Source organism: Erythrobacter alti, assembly GCF_037996805.1.
Classification (GTDB): domain Bacteria; phylum Pseudomonadota; class Alphaproteobacteria; order Sphingomonadales; family Sphingomonadaceae; genus Alteraurantiacibacter; species Alteraurantiacibacter alti.
The window spans coordinates 1-21,140 of the sequence record NZ_JBBNAX010000001.1; the positions used below are offsets into that span (position 1 = coordinate 1).

A 21,140-nucleotide genomic window follows, 5' to 3' on the forward strand; every position below is an offset into this window, starting at 1 on the left:
CGGGCATGTAAGCCCAGCCTTCACGGCAAACCAACAAAACGGGGCCGGGAGAGCAATCTCCCGGCCCCTTTTGTTTGGGTGCGATGCTTGTCTGTCGACTACTGGATAAAATAGCCAACGACCTGCAGGCCATCGTCGCCCCGCATCATCATGATGGTTTCAATAGCCTCCTCACGGTTCGCGAATTCGGTGCTGAATTGCAGGATAGTATAATCCCCTTCCGGCGCCCCAGGCACTGTTTCGAGATGCTGGGTCTGCACGACTTCTCGCGACCGAACTTCCCCAAGCTCCGGACGCACCGCCTCGATAAGCGAAGTCCACTCCGCAACGCTGGCTTGCGACTGAAAATAGGGTCCGGCATTCTCCCAGCTGTCTTCCCATCGGCCATCATCGACCAGCGCAACGAAGGTTTCGGCTCTCTCGACAGCCGCGATTTCGTCGGCTTCCGACAGCGGCCCGGCAGATTGCGATTGCTCCGGTTGCTCGGAAGTTTCGGTCCTGGGTTCTTCGGCTGTGTAAACAGCGCCGACAACGATTGCGGCCAATACGATAGACATGATCAGCATTCCTCCTGCTAGCCACACCGTCCTGGAAGTAGCGGTGCGGTTCGATTGGTTGAGGATTGCAGGATCGGGTTCGGACTGGCCTCGCGCCATCCCGAATTCGCTGTGTGCATGGTTTTGGGGGGACCCGCCCTCGGCGTCCCCCAAGATTCTTGCAGCCTCGCGGCTGCTCGACACGCCCAATTTGCGGCGGGCGTTGCGCAATCTATCGTTGATTGTGTGAACCGACAGGCCCAGCTCGTTGGCAGATGTCTTTGCATCATGCCCCGCCAACAGGAGGCGCAAGGCCTCCTTCTCCTTATCGGTCAACTCGGCGATCGCGTCGCTCATGCGACCAACCGCAAGTGCCCAATTCCCTTGATGGGCGCGAGCTGGATATTTTCGAGGCCCGGCGTGTCGGCAAGACGCTCCGCCATTTCACTGCCCAACGCGAAGTCGCGCCCCAGCAGCATCTCGGGTTCGACTTCTTCACCGATACACAAACGCACGATCACCTCGCCATGCCCGGCACGGCCGATAGTCAGAGCATCGCGTAGCGCGGCCAATCCTTCGGCATTCAGCACGTCCGCGGTTATCTGCATTCGCGCCGTGCTTGTAACCTCTGCGAGAGGTTTGGCTCCGCGAACAGTGACACGGGGAGGATCGTCGGGATTGGGCGAATCCAGCTCGACGTTGAGCAACACGCATGTGCCTTCCGCCGCCCATTTCTGGAAGCTCTCGACCAATGACTCCTCGAAGCAGGCAGCACTGAACTGTCCCGATGCGTCGGAGAAGTCCGCGCGGATGAATTCCGCACCGCGCTTGGTGCGACCCTTGTTCACGCTCTCCACCATTGCCGCCATGACCGCAGGCTGGCGACCGCCGACAATGCCGCTTTCCATTAGGGCCGCATAGCTTCGCGCGCCATTGGCAGAGGCAATCATGCGGAATTCTTGAACCGGATGTGCGGCAAAGTAGAAGCCGAACGTGTCGCGCTCGACCGCCATTTGTTCTGGCCGTGTCCACGCGTCGACATCTTTCAGCTTGAGCGATGGCTCCGCGTGATCCTCGCCGCCGAACAAAGCCGCCTGACCGCTCGCCTTCTCGCGGTTGGCAGCTTCGGAAACCGCCAGCAGCATGTCGGCATTGGCCATGACCTTGGCCCGGTTAGGTTCCAGCCCGTCGAAAGCTCCGGCCCCGGCCAGCCCCTCCAACTGCTTGCGATTCATCGAACCTGCGGGGCAACGTCGGAAGGCATCTTCGAGCGATTCAAACGCCCCGTGTGCCTGCCGCTCCGCAACAACCTGCTCCATCGCCTTCTCACCGACATTGCGGATGCCCGCGAGCGCATAGCGCACCGCCCATCCCTCGTCGGTTTGCTCAACGCTGAACTCGGCGTGAGAGGCGTTGATATCGGGCGCCAGCAATTCAATGCCATTACGCCGTGCATCGTCGACAAAGACTGCGAGCTTTTCCGATTGGTGCATGTCGAAGCACATCGAAGCCGCGTAGAATTCTTCCGGATAGTGGGTTTTCAGCCAAGCGGTCTGGTAGCTGAGGAGAGCGTATGCGGCAGCGTGCGACTTGTTGAAGCCGTAACCGGCGAATTTGTCGATCAAATCGAACAATTCGTTCGCCTGTTTCGGCGCGATTCCGGACACTTCGCCGCAGCCATCGGTGAAGCGCTGGCGCTGCGCATCCATCTCTGCCTGTACCTTCTTGCCCATCGCGCGCCGCAGCAGATCGGCATCGCCGAGCGAATATCCCGCCAGGATTTGCGCAGCCTGCATTACCTGTTCCTGGTAGACGAAGATGCCGTAGGTTTCCCCGAGGATCCCTTCCAGCTTGGGATGAGGATATTCGATCGGCACTTCGCCCGCCTTGCGTTTGCCAAAAAGCGGAATGTTGTCCATCGGTCCGGGACGATAGAGCGAGACGAGCGCGATGATGTCTTCGAACTTGGTGGGCTTCACTGCAGTCAGCGTCCGCCGCATCCCTTCAGATTCAAGCTGGAAGACGCCCACCGTATCACCGCGCTTCATCAGGTCGTAGACACTGTCATCGTCCCACGGCAGTGTATCGAGATCGACCGTCACACCCCGCAGCGCCAGCAAATCTACGGCCTTGCGCAGCACGCTGAGTGTTTTCAGCCCAAGGAAGTCAAACTTCACCAGCCCCGAGTCCTCGACATGCTTCATGTCAAACTGCGTCACCGGCATGTCCGAACGCGGATCGCGGTAAAGCGGCACAAGCTGGCTGAGCGGACGGTCGCCGATCACCACACCAGCGGCATGGGTGGAGGAATTGCGCGGAAAACCCTCAAGCTGCATGGCAAGGTCGACGAGGCGCTTTACCTCGTTGTCATTGTCATATTCGCGTTTGAAATCGGCCGCGCCGTTGAGCGTGCGCGGCAGCGTCCACGGATCGGTGGGATGGTTGGGCACCATTTTCGTAAGCCGGTCCACCTGGCCGTAGGGCATCTGCAATATGCGGCCCGTATCGCGTAGCACTGCGCGTGCCTTCATCTTGCCGAAGGTGATGATCTGCGCGACCTTGTCGTGACCATAGCGATCCTGCACGTAGCGGATCACCTCGCCGCGCCGTGTTTCACAGAAGTCGATATCGAAGTCGGGCATGGAAACGCGTTCCGGATTGAGGAATCGCTCGAAAAGCAAGCCCAGACGTATCGGGTCGAGATCGGTAATGGTGAGCGCCCAGGCCACCAGCGAACCCGCACCCGAACCACGCCCCGGTCCCACCGGAATCCCTTGCGCCTTTGCCCATTTGATGAAGTCGGCAACGATCAGGAAGTAGCCGGGAAAGCCCATGTTGCGGATAATTCCGACTTCGTAATCGAGCCGCTCGACATAAGTCTTCAGCTCTTCATCGGTCAGTTCGCCATATTTTTCGAGGCGCGCGGCGAGACCCTTCTTCGCATCCTCCTCCAGCATACGGGATTCGCCTTCAAGATCTCCCGCAAGGCTGGGCAGGATCGGCTTGCGGCGCGGTGGAGCAAAAGCGCAACGCTGCGCAACAACGAGCGTATTGGCGGTCGCCTCCGGCAGGTCGGCGAACAGTTCTTCCATCATCGCGGCATTCTTCACGAAGGCCTGCGGGTTGGAAGTAGGCCGGTCATCGCTGTCGATCTGCGAGGAATTGGCAATGCACAACATGGCGTCATGCGCACTGTGCATATGCGGCTCAGCGAAATTGGCCGGGTTGGTTGCAACCAGCGGAAGCTCCTGCGCGTAGGCAAGATCGAGCAGGCCTTCTTCCGCCGCTTCCTCTACCGCATTCCCCCGCCGCGCCAACTCGACATAGAGCCGACCGGGAAACAGGGCGGCGAGATGCTGTGCCATTTCATGCGCGCGCTTTTCCTTGCCGTCCGCCAAAAGGCGCGTGACCGCACCTTCGCTCGCTCCGGTGAGCGCGATCAATCCATCGGTATGACCTTTGAAATCGGCAAAGGTAACATGCGGTTCGAGTTCCAGCGGGCGATCGAGGTGCGCGCGGCTGACGAGGTGGCACAAATTGTTCCACCCGTCCTCGTCCTGCGCGTAAAGCGGCAGGTAATCGACCGGCTCACCTTCCCCGCGCCGTACGCCGAGCAGGCACCCGATGATCGGCTGTACACCTTCACCAATTGCAGCGCCCGCAAACATGGTCGAGCCATAAAGGCCGTTGCGGTCGCACATGGCGATAGCGGGAAAGCCACGTTCCTTGGCGAGCTTGGCAATTGCCTTCGGATCGATTGCGCCCTCGAGCATCGAGTAGCTTGAGACAACGCGTAACGGGACGAAGGGAGCGTGCGGCATCCGATCAATATGCGCGCCAGATGATCATGTTTGAAGGGCTTATTTAGCCGCTATCCCCTGTTCCGAATTCCGCTCGGCCTCTACCTTGGCTTCGGCGATCTTCTTGCGTGTCTGCCGAATTTGCGAAACCGCTCCGTAAACGACAAGCACCGCCAAAAATATCCATACCCACACGGGGATGTTGCGCCCGGCAATCGCAAGATAGAGATAGGCTGAAACGAAGAAAAAGCCTGCCAACATGGTAGGCAGCACTGTTGATTTTCCTGCGCGTGCATTCTTCACCAGCCATCCGATAGACAGCAGGAAGAACGGTATCGCACCGACATAGATTCCGCCGAATATCCACGGATTGACGCCGTAGTTCGCTCCCAGCGAGAGGAACCAGTCTGCAAAGGCTTCGAACATTCTATTCTCCTTTGCCCGATAGGTTCGCGCGGGAATCGGTTGCGGTTACCCGGCTTGGCGCGTGTAGATGAAATCGAAACTGTCGGACCAGTTCGCACCGTGATCGGTGCTGACTTCGCCATGCTGGCGCACGGTTCCGTCATTCCGGGCCGTGTAGGTCATGCGGATCAATTGTGCGACGCCTTCGCTGTCCGTGCCCCAATAGCCAGTCAGCACCATTGCGCCATCGACAGGTCCGCCCTCAAAAAATACGCGACCCGGCGAGCTGCCAACCCATAGCTGATGCCAAGTCCCACTATTGGCCTCCAGCGTGGAAATGCTTGTCCCGCCGCCGCCGATGAGTGGCATCCAGTTTTCCTGGATTGCGCAGCCATTTCCAAGCTTCTCGATCCGGCTGGTGGCGACCTGCTGGTCTGAACCGTTCGCCGTCACATTCCATTCGCCAACCCAGAAATCGAATGCCTGGTATTCTTCGGCAGCACAGGGCGGTGGTGGAACGGGCGTTGCTGGAGCGGGTGCCGCAGCCTCCTGCAAAAGCAACAGCGCCCCGAGCGAGCTTGCAATCAGCTCCATGGTCTTCCCCTAATCGATGCGTCCCTCGTGCAGGCGTACCACACGGTCCATGCGCGCCGCCAGACGCTCATTATGCGTCGCGACCAGCGCAGCGCTACCCTGCCCGCGGACCAGCTCCAGGAATTCGCCGAGAACGCGTTCGGAGGTCTTCTCGTCCAGATTCCCGGTCGGCTCGTCTGCCAACACCAATTGCGGCTTGTTTGCCAGCGCACGCGCCACGGCGACACGCTGCTGCTCGCCGCCCGAGAGCTTGCTTGGCCGATGGTCCATCCGGTGACCGAGTCCCAGCGCACCCAGCAATTGTTCGGCACGCACGGTCGCCTCTGCCCTGCCCACATCGAGCAGGAGCTGCGGCAGCACCACGTTCTCACGCGCGGTGAAATCGGGCAGTAAATGATGGAACTGATAGACAAAGCCGAGGTGGTCGCGGCGCAATTTGGTCCGTTCCGCCGAGTCCAGTGCCGTCGCGTCTTGCCCGGCAATCTCGATTGTGCCGGAAAAGCCGCCTTCCAGCAGCCCGACTGCCTGCAACATTGTCGACTTGCCGGACCCCGACGGGCCAAGCAATGCGACAATCTCGCCGGGCGCGATCTCCAGATCGACCCCATTGAGTACATCGATTCGAACGCCGCCCTGTTCGAAGCTGCGCGCCAGATTGGTCAGTTTCACAACTGCACTACTCATAACGCAGCACCTCGACAGGATCGGTATTCGAAGCGCGATATGCTGGGTACAACGTCGCGAGGAAGCTGAGGCCGAGCGCCATTCCGGCGATCATCAGCACTTCCATCGGGTCGGTCTTGGCCGGAAGCTCAGTCAGGAAACGAACCGACGGGTCCCACAACTCGATACCGAAGGCGGTGCTCAGCCCCGTAACGATGCCGTTGCGGAAAAACAAAATGAGGAAACCGAGCGCCAAGCCTGCAAGTGTGCCGACAACACCGACGACCGAGCCGGTGGTCACGAATATCTTCATCAGGCTCCGCCGCGTAGCGCCCATGGTGCGAATGATTGCGATATCGCGCGTCTTGCTGCGTACCAGCATCACCAGCGAGGAAAGGATGTTGAAGGCGGCGACCAGCACGATGATCGAGAGCGCGAAGAACATCGCCACGCGCTCGACCTGCAAGGCTTCGAACAAGGAAGAGTTCATCGTCTGCCAATCGGTCACGATGGCGCGGCCGGAAAGCTGTTCCTTGATCGGCGCGAGGATCGTGTTGACCTCCTCAGGGTCTTCGGTCTGCACCTCGATCATGCCGATGGAATCGCCTGTCATGAGCAGGGTCTGCGCCACCGGGATTGGCATCACCACGAACCGCTCGTCGAAATCGTACAGACCCACTTCGAACACGGCGGTCACCGTGTAACCGACTTGTCGCGGGACAGTGCCAAAAGGAGTGGTTCGGCCCTGCGGATTGATGATCGTGATCGTCTCACCCAGCCTCAGGCCAAGGTTTTGCTGCAGCCGCGATCCGATAGCGACATTGCGTTCCCCCGCGACCAGCGTGCCAAGATCGCCGGCGATGAGGTTCTCTTCAAGGCGCGCGATGTCTTCCATCGTATTGCCGCGAACGAATACGGCTTCGGCACGCCCGTTGTAGCTTCCCAGCAAGGGCTGCTCGATCAGCGGGGATGCGCGGGTTACGCCCGGCGTATCACGCACTTCCTCAAGCACGGTTTCCCAATTGTCGAGGCGACCGCCGTAGGCCTGCACCACCGCATGACCATTCAGCCCCGTGATGCGGTCGAGCAATTCGGCACGAAAGCCGTTCATCACGCTCATCACGATGACCAGCATGGCCACCGAGAGCATGACAACCGTAATGGAAATGCCCGCGACCAGCGCAATCACCGCCTCGCTGCGGCCGGGCAGCATATAGCGCTTGGCGATAGACCATTCGAAAGGGGATAGGATCACGTGGGCATGTTTCCGTGCATTGGGTGGCGCGGCTTAGGAGAGATTTCCTTTCGCCGCAATGAAGCGCACCCGCAAGACCTGTGGCGCATTTCCCGCAAATTTACTGCGCCTGCTCTCTCGCAATCCACGCATCGACATGGCGCTCAAGTACATCGAGCGGGACAGAGCCGTTCTCCAGCACCGTGTCGTGAAACTCGCGCAGGTCGAAATTGGCACCCAACGCCGCTTCGGCGCGAGTTCGCAATTGGCGAATCTTCAACTCGCCGATCTTATATGCCAGCGCTTGCCCCGGCCAGGTGATGTAGCGATTGACTTCTGCATTGATATTGCCCTCGGACAGCGCGGTATTGGCGAGCATGAAGTCAACCGCCTCCTGCCTGCTCCATCCCAGTGCATGGATGCCGGTGTCCACCACCAACCGGCTTGCGCGCCACATTTCGTAGCTCAACCGACCCATTTCCTTGGCCGGGGTATCATAGAGGCCCATCTCGATGCCGAGCCGCTCCGAATACAGCCCCCATCCCTCGACAAATACGGTGAAGAATGTGCCGTTGGCGCGCAGCGGATGGATGTCGAGTTCCTGCTGGAGCGAGATCTGGTGATGGTGGCCTGGAACTGCCTCATGGACTCCAAGCGCTGGCAACTCCCACAATGGCCGTTGGTCGAGCTCAGTCAGATTGAGCCGGTAAATTCCGGCCTGCCCGGTCGCCATCGAACCGCTTTCGTAATAGGCGGTGGTGTTGCCGGGTGCGTTGGCCGCGGGGATCGGTTCGACAGTATACGGCAAACGCGGCAATGTGCCGAAAAGGCGAGGCATCCAGCCGTCGATTTCCTTCGCGAGCGCCTGCGTGTAGCGGAGGTAGCTCTCTTCATCCTCTGGATAATACTGCGGATCGGTGCGCAGGTGCTCGATATAGGCCTCGCGCGATGCGTAGCCGGCTTCTGCCGCCACCGCCTCCATTTCGGCACGTATACGAGCAACCTCGGACTGGCCGAGGTCGTGGATCTCTTGCGGCGTCATATCGGTGGTCGTGAAGCTGCGCACGCGGTAGGCGTAATATTCCTCCCCACCTTCTGTATTGCCGACACCTACCGCCACGCCGGTTCGGCATTCGGGCGCATATTCCTGCGTGTAGAAATCGGCAAAACTTTGCAGGCCGGCAAATGCGCCCTCAGTGATGGCAGAGCGTCCTCGTGTGACGATTTGTGCCCATTCGTCTTCAGTTATGGTTGCAGGGCGTGTCTCGAATGCGCTCCACCAGACCGAATTTTCCGGCGTATCGGCTATCAGGCCCGTTATCGAATTTTGATATCCCTGCATCGGCCCGCACGGCTGCGTCAGCCCAAGATCGATGGCTGTTTGACTTCGTGAGATCGTGTGAGATACATATTCAGGAAATGCTTCCAAGCGACCGATATAGCTGGAATAATCCTGAGCGGTGAACAACGGGGAGCCATAGGCCAGCCCGGCGATGGCTGATTGCGGTCCCCCGCGATTGGTGAAGACGATATAGCGGCTGTGATCGTGTGTCGCGCTCTCGAGCCTGTCGGAAAAATCGCGCGCCATCAGCGCATAATCGATCCGGAGGTCAGCCGGGAGCGCAGCCTCGTCAATTGCGTTCAGCCTGGCCCGGAAAGCGCGGATTTCCTCAAGTTCTCGCTCATAACCCTCGAGCGAGGAGTCGCCCAGTTGACCATCCCCGCGCCGATCACCGATGCTGGTGGCGAGATAGGGGTCATTGTCGAGAGTCCATTGCCACACTTCCTCGCGCAAGTCGGTAAAATCGCTTTCGGCACCCTGTGCGAAGGCGGGTTGCGCCGTAGCGAGGGCGAGCGCGAGGGTTGAAGCAGCGAAAAGCGTTCGGATCATGTGGAGTCTCTCCCGGTGGTTGCAGGCGAGACTAGGTTGGTGAGTGGCAGTGGCAAGCGACAATTGTCATTTAACCCTTGCCCATTTCGCCGCCGATCAGCTTTCGATGCGGCGGATCATCCAGACATCTTCCGGATCGGCTTCGTTGGTCGCTGTCCATGAACCGTCATCGGTACGGTCACTATAGGCATAGCAGGACGCTTCGGTCTCGCCTTCATTGGTGATGCAAAACCGCTCGTTTTCCATCGTATAGACGCCGAGCACTTCATTCCCGTCCGCATCGACGGTGGAGACGGTTCCGTCTTCCCATGTCGTCTGGGTCAGTACGGTGCCATCGGTGGAGATCGCCTCATATGTGCCCAACGCCGGGCCACCGTCGTAGGTCGTCGCTGCCGCCTCGGCATCGTCGGCAACGACTTCTGCCTCGTCCACGACCATTGTGTCATCGGCTTCAGTGCAAGCTGCCAGGGCGACGACTAGTGCAAGTGCAAGATATTTCATGGTCGGAACCCCCTCGGTTGATTTGCGCGAGAGGTAACACGACCGATCCGTATCAGCAAAAACTCTGGCGCGACCAACCGGCTGTCTCAATCCCGTCCGCGATCTGCAATTCCGGGAATGTCAGGCTCCAGCGTTATTGCCACCTCGATTTCCGGCGTTTCGATGATGCCGCGACCCAAGTGACTGTTCCGGCGGCTGTAACCGAAATAGATCAAGCAACCGATCAGGGTCCAGATGGGGAGGACCAGCATCGCCTCCGATGGCAGGTTCAGGAACAGAAACGCGCAGCCGATAATGGTTGCCGGGCCGATGACGATGAGCGCGGGTACACGAAACGAACGGACTCGCGCTGGGTCGTTTCGGCGCAAGACCATCACCGCGACCGCCACCATTGCGAAGGCATAGAGCGTGCCGGCATTGGCAATGTCCGCCAGTTGCCCAACGGGGAAAAATGCCGCGCCGACCGCCACGACCACCCCGGTAATGGCGGTGACGACATATGGTGTCTTCCATTTCGGATGCACCTTCGACAATCCTTCCGGCAACAGCCCGTCGCGGCTCATCACGAAAAAAATGCGCGTCTGGGCAAACAGCAACACCAGAATGACCGAGGGCAATGCGAGTATCGCGGCATAGCCGAGCACATTCCCGATTGCGCCAAATCCGATCTGACGGAGCACGTGAGCCAGCGCCTCGTTCGAACAGACCAATGCGTCGGCATGTTGCGGCATCGCGCATTGGCGGGCTAATTCCTCCGAGCCTGCTGGGAAAGGAATCCCTCCCGGCCCCATGATCGGCTGTCCGCCGATCGTCCCGATCGCTCCCGCTGCCACCAAAATGTAGAACAATGTGCAGAACAGGAGCGAGCCAACCAGTCCGATCGGCACATTACGCTGCGGATTCTTGGTCTCCTCTGCTGCGGTGGATACAGCATCGAAACCGACATAGGCGAAGAAGATCGTTGCCGCTGCGCCGACAGCGCCGACCCCGGATCCCCACCCTCCGAATACGCCCGCAGGCAGGAATGGGTTGAAGTGGGAGGCGTCGAACTGTGAACTATTAAGCGTGAGCGCAATAAAAGCGGTAAGCGCAGTCACCTTGATCAATACGAGAACGGCGTTGACCTTGGCGCTCTCCGACGTACCGATCATCAACAGCCAGGTCACCAGCAACGCGATCACCATGGCTGGCAGGTTTATCAATCCGCCAGGCGCTCCGCCAAATGCCAGCGGCCCGGCAGTAAGCCATGGCGGCAAGGCAATCCCGAAGGTGTCATTCAGGATCGTCCCGGTGAAGTACCCAGACCACCCAACCGAAACAGCAGATGCGGCGATGGCGTATTCAAGGACCAGCGCCCAACCGACCGTCCACGCGATGAACTCGCCGACGGTCGCATAGCTGTAGGTATATGCCGAACCTGCGACGGGAATCATCGACGCTATCTCGGCGTAGCAAAGCGCCGCGACGACACAGACGGCACCCGCAATCGCGAAAGCCAGCATGAGGCCCGGACCAGCCTTTTGCGCACCTGCGGCAGTCAGCACGAATATGCCGGTCCCGATGATGCAGCCGATACCGAAGAGCATGAGTTGGAAGGCACCAAGTGTCCGGTGCAAGGACTTGCGTTCCGCGGTGGCCAGGATGGCATCCAGCGGTTTGACCCGATCTTTCAGCATTTTGAGGACATTCCCCAGGCTTGAAGCAGGAATGCCCTGCCCGACCAGCCGGTGCCGCGTGATTTACTCCAAATCAGCGCGCATACAATCGCAATTTTCGCTAACCGCCCCGCAGCGTCTGCACGCCCCAGTCGCGCTCGAGCAGGTAAAGCACCATGCGCGCTGCCTCGCCGCGATGTGACTTGTCCAGCCCGCCTTCGTTCTCGAGCAACAGCTTCGCATCGGCATTGGCCGTGTCGATCAGCTTGGTTACCTGTTCGAGCGACGCGATGTTGAATCCCTCATCCCCGCTCTGGCGCGTGCCGAGCAATTCTCCGCCGCCACGCAGGCGCAGGTCTTCTTCGGCCAGTTCGAAACCATCCTGCGAGCTTTTCATCAGTTCGAGTCGTTTCTTGCCCGTCTCGCTCAATTCGTTGCCGCGCAGCAGCAGGCAGGTCGATTTCTCCGCACCTCGACCCACCCGGCCCCGCAATTGGTGAAGCTGGGCGAGACCGAATCGTTCGGCCTGCTCGATCACCATGAGCGTGGCATTGGGTACATCGACGCCGACCTCGATCACCGTTGTCGCGACCAGCAGCTTCGCGTCGCCTGCTGCAAAGCGCGCCATTCCGGCGTCTTTCAATTCGGGTGCGAGCTGGCCGTGGACCAGCACGACATCGTCTCCGAACCGCTCTTTTAGGGCGGCATAACGTGCTTCGGCGGCAGCGAGATCTTCGTTTTCGCTTTCGGAGCCACGAACCATCGGGCACACCCAATAGGCCTGCTGGCCGCTAGCGACATGGCGACCCACGGCGGCGGCGATATCGTCGAGCCGGTCGAGCGGCAGAACCCGCGTGTCGATCGCCTGTCTACCGGGCGGTAGCTCGTCCAGCCGGCTGACTTCCATTTCGCCATGATTGGCAAGAACCAGCGTACGCGGGATCGGCGTTGCAGTCATCGCCAGCGTGTGCGGGGTCACCTTGCCCTTTTGCGTGAGCAACAGGCGCTGCGAGACACCGAAGCGGTGCTGCTCGTCGATCACTACCAGGCCGAGATTCTTGTAGCTCACCGAGTCCTGAAAAATCGCATGTGTGCCAACGACGATGTCGATGCTGCCATCGAGCAGGCCCATGAGGATGCTTTCCCGTGCCCTACCCTTGTCGCGGCCCGTCAACAGCGCGATCTCGACGCCTGTGGAGGCAGCAAGGCTGCGCAGGCTCTCCAGATGCTGCCGGGCGAGCAGTTCGGTCGGAGCGAGCAATGCCGCCTGCGCGCCGGCTTCGACTGCCACCAGCATCGCTTCTAGCGCCACGACTGTCTTGCCCGCGCCGACATCGCCCTGAAGCAGACGCAGCATCGGGCTTGCTTGCGCCATGTCGCCTGCAATTTCCGCGATACTTCTCTGTTGGGCGCCGGTGAGCGGAAACGGAAGTTGCAGCTTGTCGCGCAGCGAGCCGTCGCCCTGCAAGCTCTGCCCCTTGCGCGCCCGATTGCTCTGCCGCACCAGCAGCAGCGCGAGTGCATTGGCGAAGAGTTCATCATAAGCGAGACGATCGCGCGCCTTCGCGTTCTCGCCCTTGTGCGCCAGTGCCACTGCATCGCTCCACGCGGGCCAGCTCTCCCGGTCGAGCGTGGTCGGCTCAATCCATTCGGGCAGCTGCGGCGCGCGGGCGAGCGATTGTTCGACCAGCGACCCGATCCGCGGCTGTGTCAGCCCCTCCGCCAACCTGTAGATCGGCTCCACCATCTTGCCCATCGCATCGGCACTCTGCTCCGCCACGTGGTCGGGATGCACGATCTGGAGCATCTGGTCATACTGGTCGAGCCGCCCGGCAACCCAGCGCGTTTCCCCTACCGGGAGCTGCTTTTTCGCGGTGTAACTTGCGCGTCCGAAATAAGTCAGCGTGCAGATATTGCCTTTCGCGTCCTGCGTTAGAACGCGGTAGGGTCCGCGCCCCGGATTGCGCGGGCTGCGATGTTCGACTGTGGTGAGCGCCACGACCACCTGCTCACCTACTTGCGCATCGTCCAGATTCTGTACTGCACGGCGTGTCACGAACCGCTCGGGCAAATGATAAAGCACGTCCCGAACCCGCGCGAGACCAAGCCGTTCAAGTGGCTTTTTCAGCTTCGGGCCGATGCCTTCAAGGCTGTCGATCTCGGCAAACAGGGGATTGAGGATATCGGGGCGCATGTTCTACCCCTTTAGCGGCTGGTTCATCCGTTGCGAACCCATGCACGAGGCGCTGGGCACAATAGGGATTTCCGCTTATTCCTGTTTGGTGCTAGAAAGCCCTCGGGGTCGCAACCAGGGTCGTTTTTTCGTTACCCAGGGGGACCTTATATGTTGAAATTCACCAAATTGCTGGCCGCATCGGCTGCGGTGGCTCTGTTTGCAATTCCTGCACAGGCACAAGAAGCCGAAGAACCGCGCACAACCTATCGCGTGACGGTTATTGATCTTGAAGACGGCGCAGATGACCGGTGGTTCGAGATTCACGAAACCTACGTCGCACCTGCGCGTGCTGCCACTGGTCAGAGTGCGGAGACGGTGCATTGGGTGATGACCAATCCCGATGTCGACCTCATCGTTGTATCGGAAATGCATGGTGGCATGGCTGCTTTTGATTCCCATGCAAACCCTCATCGCGATGCCTTCTTCGCTGCGGTACGTGAGCGCGCTGGCTCCGACGATGCCATGGAAGCACTGGGCGAGGAAATTGACGGCTTGGTCAAATCCGCAACGACCTACTTCACTCACACGCACCCTTGATCGGGATCGCCTGAAAGTTCAGAGGGGCGTCTCATTCGTTGAGGCGCCCCTTTGTTATGACCGACACAGCCGAAAATCCGCTCGCAGCCCGGCTGGCCCGCGCCAAGTTCCGCGCCTGGCATCGCGGCACGCGCGAGGCGGATTACATGTTCGGCTGCTACTTCGATACCTATCACGGCGAGTGGGACGAAGCTGGGCTAGCCTGGTTCGAGGCATTGCTGGAAGAAGACGATGTCGACGTCATGGCGTGGGGCATGGGCCGCGGCGAGCCACCGGAGCATCTACAGGGTGACCAAATGGAGGTCTTGCGCAAGCTCGACTATGTGCGCATCTAGACAGGCCTGACCCCCTGCTCATCCGAGTTGGGGGCTTTTTCGCTTGTGAATAGTTGCTCAACCAATGCCTGACCTGTCCCGCATTCTGAAAGCCGAACAGCCGCTCACCCTGACGCGTATCGCGCGCGGTGCGCAACCGCTTGTCATGGCCGACCTTGCCCGTGCAGCGCGGGGCCGCGCCGTTTTCATCGCTCCCGACGATGCCGCCATGCGCGCGGTGGTGGATGCCGCTCACTTTTTCGCGCCCGAACTTCAGGTGATCGAGTTCCCGGCGTGGGATTGCCTCCCGTTCGACCGGGCCAGCCCGGCCATGTCGGTCAGCGCGCAGCGGCTGGCAGCGCTTCACCAACTGCAGGCGGGCAAGGCTGGCGACCAGCTGGTTGTCACGACGGTCAACGCCCTGATGCAGCGCGTGCTTACGCCGTTCCGAATTCGCGAGGCGGTGCGCGAATTCAAGGTCGGGACAGAAATCGGGCATGAGAGCCTCGCCGCGCTGCTGCGTCGGCAGGGCTACACCCGCGTCGATACAGTGGTCGATACGGGCGAATTCGCGATGCGCGGCAGCATTGTCGATATCCATCCGAGCGGGTTGGATGGTGGGCTGCGGCTCGATTTCTTCGGTGACGAACTCGAAAGCCTCCGTCTATTCGATCCCAATACGCAGCGCACCACCGCAACCATCGAATCGCACCTGCTGCTCCCCGCCAGCGAGGCGCTTCTCGACGAGGATAGCATCAAGCGGTTCCGCGGCCGCTACCGCGAGGCATTCGGGGCCGGTGCCACGCAGGACCCGCTGTATGAGGCTGTGAGCGACGGGCGTCGGCTGGCGGGCATGGAGCACTGGCTCCCGCTGTTCGAGGAAAAGATGGCAACGCTGTTCGACCATCTTGGCAAGGACGCCACGCTGGTAATCGATGCCACCGCCATACAGGCCGCAGAAGAACGCCTGTCGGACATCGCCGATTACCACCGCCAGCGCAGCGAAATCGCTGGGCAGAAGAAGGGCAGCTACAGGCCTATCGATCCCGCACAGCTCTATCTGACGAAAGATGAGCTGGACGCGGCGATGACGGGCTGGCCAATCCACAAGGCGTCGATCTTCGACGAGCCCGAAAGCGACACGGTGATCGATTTCGGCTTCCGATCGGCCCGCGATTTTACGCCCGAACGCTCACAAGGCAGCAATGTCTACGAAGCGGCGGCGAAACACTTTGCTGCGCTCGGCAAGGCAGGCAAGCGGCCTCTTTTAGCGGCCTACACGCAAGGATCGCTCAGCCGCATCACCTCGATCATCGAGGAAGCCGGCACCAAGATTAGCGTCGCGGAAAGCTGGCAGGAAGCGCTGGGCACGTCGGCGAAGGGCAAGGCCACTGCGATGGTGCTCCCACTAGATACCGGCTTTGCTAATGACGAGCTCGAACTTGTTACCGAGCAGGATCTGCTGGGCGACCGGCTTGTCCGCCGCAAAAAGCGCAAGAAGGATGCCGACGCCTTCCTCGCCGAATTGCAGGCATTGGCGCGTGGCGATCTGGTGGTCCATGTCGATCACGGTATCGGCAAGTACATCGGGCTGGAACCGATCGCCGTCGGGAAGAGCCAGCACGATTGCGTGCGGCTGGAATATGCAGGCGGCGACAAGCTGTTCATCCCGGTCGAGAATATCGACGTCCTCAGCCGCTATGGCTCATCCGAAGAAAGCGTCCCGCTGGATCGTCTTGGTGGTGAAGCCTGGCAGAAACGCCGGGCCCGCCTGAAGGAACGCATCCGCGCAATCGCGGGCGAATTGATGGAAATCGCCGCCCAACGCGCGCTGCGCAAGGCACCCGTGCTGGCCCCCGAGGAGGCGAGCTACAACCAGTTCCTCGACCGCTTCCAGTATGAAGAGACGGACGACCAGGAAGCTGCCATCGCAGATGTCCTGCGCGATCTGGAAAGCGGACGTCCGATGGACAGGCTGGTATGCGGCGACGTCGGGTTCGGCAAGACAGAGGTCGCGCTTCGCGCCGCTTTTGTTGCCGCGATGAACGGCCAGCAGGTGGCGATGGTTGCCCCGACCACCCTGCTCGCACGCCAGCATTTCCAGAATTTCTGCGATCGCTTTTCCGGCTTCCCGCTCAAAATCGGTCGCCTCTCTCGTCTTGTCCCAAGTGCAGAAATGAAATTGACCCGTGAAGGACTGGCCGATGGCACGGTCGACATCGTGATCGGCACCCATGCGATCTTGTCCAAGAACACGCAGTTCAAGAACCTCGGCCTGGTGATCGTCGACGAGGAACAGCGATTCGGCGTCACGCACAAGGAGAAGCTCAAGGCGCTGCGCGCCGACGTTCATGTGCTTACTTTGACTGCAACCCCCATCCCGCGCACGCTGCAAATGGCAATGACCGGGCTGCGAGAGCTTTCCACCATCAAGACCCCTCCGGTCGACCGTCTTGCTGTGCGAACCTATGTGATGGAATGGGATGACATGGTGGTGCGTGAGGCGCTGCTGCGCGAACATCACCGCGGGGGGCAGAGCTTCATCGTCGTACCGCGTATTTCGGACATCGAACCGCTTGAGGAATGGCTGCGCGAGACGGTCCCTGAGGTGAAATATGTCAGCGCTCATGGCCAAATGAGCGCAGGAGAAATCGAAGAGCGGATGAGCGCCTTTTACGAAGGCAAGTACGAAGTCCTGCTCTCGACCACAATTATCGAGTCCGGTCTGGACCTCCCAAGCGCCAACACCATGATCATCCACCGCGCCGACCGCTTCGGCCTGGCCCAGCTATACCAGCTGCGCGGACGCGTGGGCCGCGCGAAAATCCGTGCCTATGCCTATCTCACCACGCCTGCCGATACGCAGCTCTCGGAAGTCGCGGAGAAGCGGCTCAAGGTGCTTGGCGATCTCGACAGCCTTGGCGCGGGCTTCCAGCTTGCCAGCCACGATCTCGACATTCGCGGCGCAGGCAATTTGCTGGGCGACGAGCAGAGCGGCCATATCCGCGAGGTCGGCTTCGAGCTGTACCAATCAATGCTGGAAGACGCGATTCTTGCTGCCAAGGCAGGTGATGCGGGGCTGAAGGCCGACAGCACCGGCCTGAGCCCACAGATCACGGTCGACGCGCCGATCATGATCCCCGAGGATTACGTGCCCGATCTCGCGGTGCGCATGGCGCTCTATCGCCGCCTGAACCAGACCGAGGGACAGGCTGAGATCGAGAGCCTGGCAGCGGAAATGATCGATCGTTTCGGCGAATTGCCGCAGCCGACGAAGAACCTCATCCGACTGATCGAGATCAAGGGCCAGGCTATCGAGGCAAATATCGCCAAGATCGATGTAGGCGCACGCGGGACTCTGGTAACCTTCCACGAGAACAATTTTCCCGATCCGGCAGGCCTGATCGCCTATGTCGACCGCTTGCAGGGCACCGCCAAACTGCGGCCCGACATGAAGCTGGTGATCAACCGCGCATGGGGCGATCCGCAGAGCCGCCTGAACGGTCTGTTCCAGCTCACCAAGGGGCTCAGCAATGTCGTGAAGCGGGCGAAGAAGAACGCCGCGTAAGAAGGTGCTCAGCCCGCAGCTGCAACCAGCTCATCGAACTGGTCGGGCTTCATCGGCTTGCCCGCAAGGTAACCCTGCCAGCTATGGCAACCCTCGCGCACGATGGCGGCACGCTGTTCCTCTGTCTCGATACCCTCGGCAATCACCGAAAGGTCGAGCGCGCGGGCCATCGCCACGATGCCGCGCAGGACTGCCAGATCCCTGTCATCCGTCGCTACTCCTTCGATCATGGCGCGATCCAGCTTGAGCGCGTCCAGCGGTAGCACCTTGAGATATCGGAAGTTGCAGAAACCCGCCCCGAAATCGTCAAGCGCAATACGGATTCCACTTTCGGAAAGTATTTCGAGCCGTGCGGCCGAGCGATCGAGGTCGGCAACAAGTGCCTGTTCGGTGATTTCCAGCGTCAAACGCTCTGGCGGAAAACCGACATCGGCGATCATTGCGAGCAATTCCTCACCAAATGTGCGGTCGAACAGGTCCATCGCCGTGACGTTGATCGAAAGGCGCAGGTGATCGGGCCAGTTGGCGGCCACGCGCAGCGACGCGCGGGCGATATGTCGCGACAGACGCCGCGCGATCCCGCCACTCTGCGAAATCGCCACCAACGCGTCGCCGGCTAGCACGCCATGATCGGGATGCTCCCACCGCACCAGCGCCTCGGCCCCCGATAGGGCTCCATCGGCGCTGCGAAATTGCGGCTGGAACAGTAGTTCAAGAGCATCTGCCGTCAGGGCGTCTGCCAAATCCTCGGTAACCGGATGCGGCTCGACCTGGCGCCGGTCAGTTCTTGCGCGGCGATCAATGGTTTGTGCGGGTATCGACATCACACCCTCCTGCCCAAAATAGCTGCGCCAGTCTCGCATCGATAAAGGCGCGTTGCAAATCGGGACGCTGCTCCATACTGTCGCGCGATATGGGAGAGGACATGTCCAGCGGGGAAGCCCCAACCACCAGCCAGCGGCTCGCGCTGCTCCATTCCGATACAGAGAAAGCGTCTGAGGCGGCGCGCGAACTGGCTGAACGCGGCGAATTCGTGCCGCTGGAAGAGGCTGATGTAGTGATCGCGCTGGGTGGTGATGGGTTCATGCTCGACACTATGCACGAGATGCTCGATTCGCACCGGGTCCGTCCGGTGTTCGGCCTAAATCTGGGAACTGTCGGCTTCCTCATGAACCGGTACCGGAGTTCCGGCGATATCGCAGCACGGATCGCCAAGGCGAAACCGCACAGGGTCTCACCGTTGCGGATGGAGGCGATCACCCAGTCGGGCGAAACGATAACCTCATGTGCGATCAACGAAGTCAGCCTGCTGCGTGAAACGCGCCAGACTGCCAAGATAGAGATTTCGGTCAACGACCGGGTGCGGATCAAGCAATTGGCAGGCGATGGCGTGTTGTTGGCAACTCCGGTCGGCTCGACCGCTTATAACTTGTCCGCCAACGGCCCGATCCTGCCGCTCGATTCGCAAATGCTCGCACTCACTCCGATCAGCCCGTTTCGTCCGCGCCGCTGGCCCGGTGCCATACTGCCCGATCGCAGCCGCGTGACATTCCGCGTGCATGAACCAGCCAAGCGTCCGGTTGCCGTGGTGGCGGACCAGAAGGAGGTTCGCGATGTAGCAGAAGTGCATGTGGAAATTGCGCGCGACAAGGAACTTACCCTGCTGTTCGACGCCGGACATGCGCTGGACGAACGCATCGTGGCAGAGCAGTTTATCACTTGATCGGGCCTATCGCGCAAAAGCGTTAAATCTGGGCCTTGCCAAACCCAATCGCCCCCCATATAGGCGCTCACCTGCCTTTCGGGCTGCTCCCCGATAGCTCAGCGGTAGAGTAGGTGACTGTTAATCACTTGGTCGTTGGTTCGAATCCAACTCGGGGAGCCACTTATTTTGAGCTACTCATTGAAATAGCTCAATAACTGACGCCGGCATGGATTGCGTTCCCACATTGGCGCACCATTTGTGAGAGGGCGACAGTGGCAAGACCAAGCTTACCTCCCGAGAACGAAATCGACCGCCTAATCCGGCAGGTTAATGACGATCCGTTTGCGGAGTTGCGACGTTCTCTAGGCGTAAAAAGCACGCAAGGTGCCATCGCCGAGGTCATGGAGCGGCACAACGAGATTAGCCGCGTATTCCAAGAATATAAGCTTCAGAATCAAATTGCCGAGGTGATAGGCCTTCCGGCTACGGCAGAGCAGTTCGCTCAGTTTCGATCGCGGCTAGATTTTATCGCTAGCTCTTCGGTCCTGAGCGGACTGAAGTTCGATCCTGGAGTTGCGGACGCAATCGCAGAACTAAATGGCGGGCTCAGCGCGAGCCGGGCCGCAATGATCGCTTTGCAAGAAATTGACTTGCCGGCACTGCGTTCGGTCAACGAGACCATGAGGCAGATGCTCGAAGAGACATCGCTCAAAATGACGGTCTTAGAAGCGGTTGGCGTGACGCGCGGATATTTCGAGGAGACATTCTCTGCCGCACGCGCATCCTTGCTCGGCGAATGGCACACGACGCCCGACCTCCCAGACCGATTCTTCACAGAGATCGATTATCGCCACGGACTCTACCGTGACGCCCAAGTCGATCGAGGCCTGATCGAAGCTCCGCCTGAGTTGGCGGTCGAGGTGATGATTGAGAGCGGCTATCTGCCGCGTAGCGACGCTAATAACCCTGAACCGACCGTGTCGATCAGCGTCGGCCCCCTTACTATGAACATTACGAGTAGCAATCCAACTGCGGGCGCCCGCGAAGCACTCGACGATATCGAGCTGCGCCTTCGCGAGTTCATCGCGCTAAAGCTTGAAGCGCGTTTTGGGAGAAACTGGTTCAAATTGCGTGCGCCTCCCGATGTTCTGACCAATGCAAAACGAAAGCGGAAAGAGAGCCTGCGAGCAGCCGAGGACACCGGCCCGCTGATCAACTGGACCGATATCGGCGACTTGGCCAAGATCGTCCTGCGAAACGACAACTGGTCTGAGGTATTCGAAGAGTTCTTTGCGGATCGGGAGCGATTTGAGGCCGACATGCGGGCATTGACCGCCATGAGACGCCCTGTCGCCCATGCGCGTCCGATTGATTCCACGCGGCTGGTCGAATTAATCATCGTAGCGCAGCGCGTCGGCGATTGGATTTATCAGGACGGTTTGTGGATGCGCGAAGCCGATTCAGACGAATAAAGCATCCATGCCAAATCCGTTTCTAGCTG

Annotated in this window: 16 protein-coding genes and 1 tRNA gene; 6 read left to right on the forward strand and 11 right to left on the reverse strand. The window is 60.1% G+C overall.

Annotation, left to right across the window (positions count from 1 at the left end; translation table 11 throughout):
- Positions 1 to 98 precede the first annotated feature (98 nt).
- The 10 genes from AAC850_RS00005 to recG form a co-directional block, all read right to left on the reverse strand.
- Entirely contained in the window at positions 99 to 893 is a 795-nt protein-coding gene (locus tag AAC850_RS00005) for a helix-turn-helix domain-containing protein (RefSeq protein ID WP_340586118.1), read from the reverse strand.
- Positions 890 to 4,357 (reverse strand): DNA polymerase III subunit alpha, encoded by a 3,468-nt coding sequence (gene dnaE, locus AAC850_RS00010; protein WP_340586120.1) that lies wholly within the window; start codon positions 4,355 to 4,357, stop codon positions 890 to 892. Before dnaE ends, AAC850_RS00005 begins: the two co-directional genes overlap by 4 nt.
- A gap of 39 nt (positions 4,358 to 4,396) precedes the next feature.
- Positions 4,397 to 4,762 carry a hypothetical protein gene (locus tag AAC850_RS00015; protein ID WP_340586122.1) on the reverse strand — a complete coding sequence of 122 codons (366 nt, stop codon included), beginning with the start codon at positions 4,760 to 4,762 and terminating at the stop codon, positions 4,397 to 4,399.
- A 45-nt stretch (positions 4,763 to 4,807) separates the two neighbouring features.
- On the reverse strand, positions 4,808 to 5,335 hold the full coding sequence (locus AAC850_RS00020; RefSeq protein ID WP_340586123.1) for a hypothetical protein: 528 nt from the start codon (positions 5,333 to 5,335) through the stop codon (positions 4,808 to 4,810).
- Positions 5,336 to 5,344: 9 nt separating this feature from the next.
- Positions 5,345 to 6,019 carry an ABC transporter ATP-binding protein gene (locus AAC850_RS00025; RefSeq protein ID WP_340586124.1) on the reverse strand — a complete coding sequence of 225 codons (675 nt, stop codon included), beginning with the start codon at positions 6,017 to 6,019 and terminating at the stop codon, positions 5,345 to 5,347.
- On the reverse strand, positions 6,012 to 7,253 hold the full coding sequence (locus AAC850_RS00030; protein WP_340586126.1) for a lipoprotein-releasing ABC transporter permease subunit: 1,242 nt from the start codon (positions 7,251 to 7,253) through the stop codon (positions 6,012 to 6,014). The genes AAC850_RS00025 and AAC850_RS00030 overlap by 8 nt, the downstream gene beginning before the upstream one ends.
- Positions 7,254 to 7,353: 100 nt before the next feature.
- The gene (locus AAC850_RS00035; RefSeq protein WP_340586128.1) at positions 7,354 to 9,123 is read right to left on the reverse strand and encodes a DUF885 domain-containing protein; all 1,770 of its coding nucleotides are present in this window, start codon (positions 9,121 to 9,123) and stop codon (positions 7,354 to 7,356) included.
- 96 nt (positions 9,124 to 9,219) lie between these two features.
- On the reverse strand, positions 9,220 to 9,624 hold the full coding sequence (locus AAC850_RS00040) for a hypothetical protein (protein ID WP_340586129.1): 405 nt from the start codon (positions 9,622 to 9,624) through the stop codon (positions 9,220 to 9,222).
- A gap of 86 nt (positions 9,625 to 9,710) precedes the next feature.
- A complete protein-coding gene (locus AAC850_RS00045) occupies positions 9,711 to 11,300 on the reverse strand; it encodes an amino acid permease (protein ID WP_340586130.1) in 1,590 nt (529 codons plus the stop codon).
- 100 nt (positions 11,301 to 11,400) lie between these two features.
- Entirely contained in the window at positions 11,401 to 13,473 is a 2,073-nt protein-coding gene (gene recG, locus AAC850_RS00050; RefSeq protein WP_340586132.1) for an ATP-dependent DNA helicase RecG, read from the reverse strand.
- Positions 13,474 to 13,623: 150 nt separating this feature from the next.
- On the opposite strand from recG, the gene AAC850_RS00055 reads away from it, so the two are divergent.
- From AAC850_RS00055 to mfd, 3 genes are all read left to right on the forward strand, one after another.
- Positions 13,624 to 14,052 (forward strand): hypothetical protein, encoded by a 429-nt coding sequence (locus AAC850_RS00055; protein WP_340586133.1) that lies wholly within the window; start codon positions 13,624 to 13,626, stop codon positions 14,050 to 14,052.
- Positions 14,053 to 14,108: 56 nt separating this feature from the next.
- Positions 14,109 to 14,387, forward strand: a complete 279-nt coding sequence (locus AAC850_RS00060; protein WP_340586134.1) for an FAD assembly factor SdhE — start codon at positions 14,109 to 14,111, stop codon at positions 14,385 to 14,387.
- A 64-nt stretch (positions 14,388 to 14,451) separates the two neighbouring features.
- Entirely contained in the window at positions 14,452 to 17,934 is a 3,483-nt protein-coding gene (gene mfd, locus AAC850_RS00065) for a transcription-repair coupling factor (protein WP_340586136.1), read from the forward strand.
- 8 nt (positions 17,935 to 17,942) lie between these two features.
- Here the strand turns inward: mfd and AAC850_RS00070 are convergent, their stop codons facing one another.
- Positions 17,943 to 18,758, reverse strand: coding sequence for an EAL domain-containing protein (locus AAC850_RS00070; RefSeq protein WP_340586139.1), 816 nt, complete (start codon positions 18,756 to 18,758; stop codon positions 17,943 to 17,945).
- Positions 18,759 to 18,847: 89 nt separating this feature from the next.
- Between AAC850_RS00070 and AAC850_RS00075 the strand changes: the two genes are divergently transcribed.
- The 3 genes from AAC850_RS00075 to AAC850_RS00085 all read left to right on the forward strand — a co-directional run bounded on the left by AAC850_RS00075 (position 18,848) and on the right by AAC850_RS00085 (position 21,111).
- The gene (locus tag AAC850_RS00075; RefSeq protein ID WP_340586140.1) at positions 18,848 to 19,657 is read left to right on the forward strand and encodes an NAD kinase; all 810 of its coding nucleotides are present in this window, start codon (positions 18,848 to 18,850) and stop codon (positions 19,655 to 19,657) included.
- A gap of 87 nt (positions 19,658 to 19,744) precedes the next feature.
- A tRNA-Asn gene (locus AAC850_RS00080) sits at positions 19,745 to 19,819 on the forward strand.
- A gap of 92 nt (positions 19,820 to 19,911) precedes the next feature.
- Positions 19,912 to 21,111, forward strand: a complete 1,200-nt coding sequence (locus tag AAC850_RS00085) for a hypothetical protein (protein WP_340586142.1) — start codon at positions 19,912 to 19,914, stop codon at positions 21,109 to 21,111.
- Positions 21,112 to 21,140: the final 29 nt, after the last annotated feature.

What these genes read in the sequence shown, in the direction of transcription:
- AAC850_RS00040 (WP_340586129.1), bottom strand. Translation starts at nt 9,624, where the DNA reads ATGAAATATCTTGCACTTGCACTAGTCGTCGCCCTGGCAGCTTGCACT.
- AAC850_RS00035 (WP_340586128.1), bottom strand. Translation starts at nt 9,123, where the DNA reads ATGATCCGAACGCTTTTCGCTGCTTCAACCCTCGCGCTCGCCCTCGCT.
- recG (WP_340586132.1), bottom strand. Translation starts at nt 13,473, where the DNA reads ATGCGCCCCGATATCCTCAATCCCCTGTTTGCCGAGATCGACAGCCTT.
- AAC850_RS00020 (WP_340586123.1), bottom strand. Translation starts at nt 5,335, where the DNA reads ATGGAGCTGATTGCAAGCTCGCTCGGGGCGCTGTTGCTTTTGCAGGAG.
- AAC850_RS00060 (WP_340586134.1), top strand. Translation starts at nt 14,109, where the DNA reads ATGACCGACACAGCCGAAAATCCGCTCGCAGCCCGGCTGGCCCGCGCC.
- AAC850_RS00075 (WP_340586140.1), top strand. Translation starts at nt 18,848, where the DNA reads ATGGGAGAGGACATGTCCAGCGGGGAAGCCCCAACCACCAGCCAGCGG.
- mfd (WP_340586136.1), top strand. Translation starts at nt 14,452, where the DNA reads ATGCCTGACCTGTCCCGCATTCTGAAAGCCGAACAGCCGCTCACCCTG.
- AAC850_RS00070 (WP_340586139.1), bottom strand. Translation starts at nt 18,758, where the DNA reads ATGTCGATACCCGCACAAACCATTGATCGCCGCGCAAGAACTGACCGG.
- dnaE (WP_340586120.1), bottom strand. Translation starts at nt 4,357, where the DNA reads ATGCCGCACGCTCCCTTCGTCCCGTTACGCGTTGTCTCAAGCTACTCG.
- AAC850_RS00005 (WP_340586118.1), bottom strand. Translation starts at nt 893, where the DNA reads ATGAGCGACGCGATCGCCGAGTTGACCGATAAGGAGAAGGAGGCCTTG.
- AAC850_RS00025 (WP_340586124.1), bottom strand. Translation starts at nt 6,019, where the DNA reads ATGAGTAGTGCAGTTGTGAAACTGACCAATCTGGCGCGCAGCTTCGAA.
- AAC850_RS00015 (WP_340586122.1), bottom strand. Translation starts at nt 4,762, where the DNA reads ATGTTCGAAGCCTTTGCAGACTGGTTCCTCTCGCTGGGAGCGAACTAC.
- AAC850_RS00055 (WP_340586133.1), top strand. Translation starts at nt 13,624, where the DNA reads ATGTTGAAATTCACCAAATTGCTGGCCGCATCGGCTGCGGTGGCTCTG.
- AAC850_RS00045 (WP_340586130.1), bottom strand. Translation starts at nt 11,300, where the DNA reads ATGCTGAAAGATCGGGTCAAACCGCTGGATGCCATCCTGGCCACCGCG.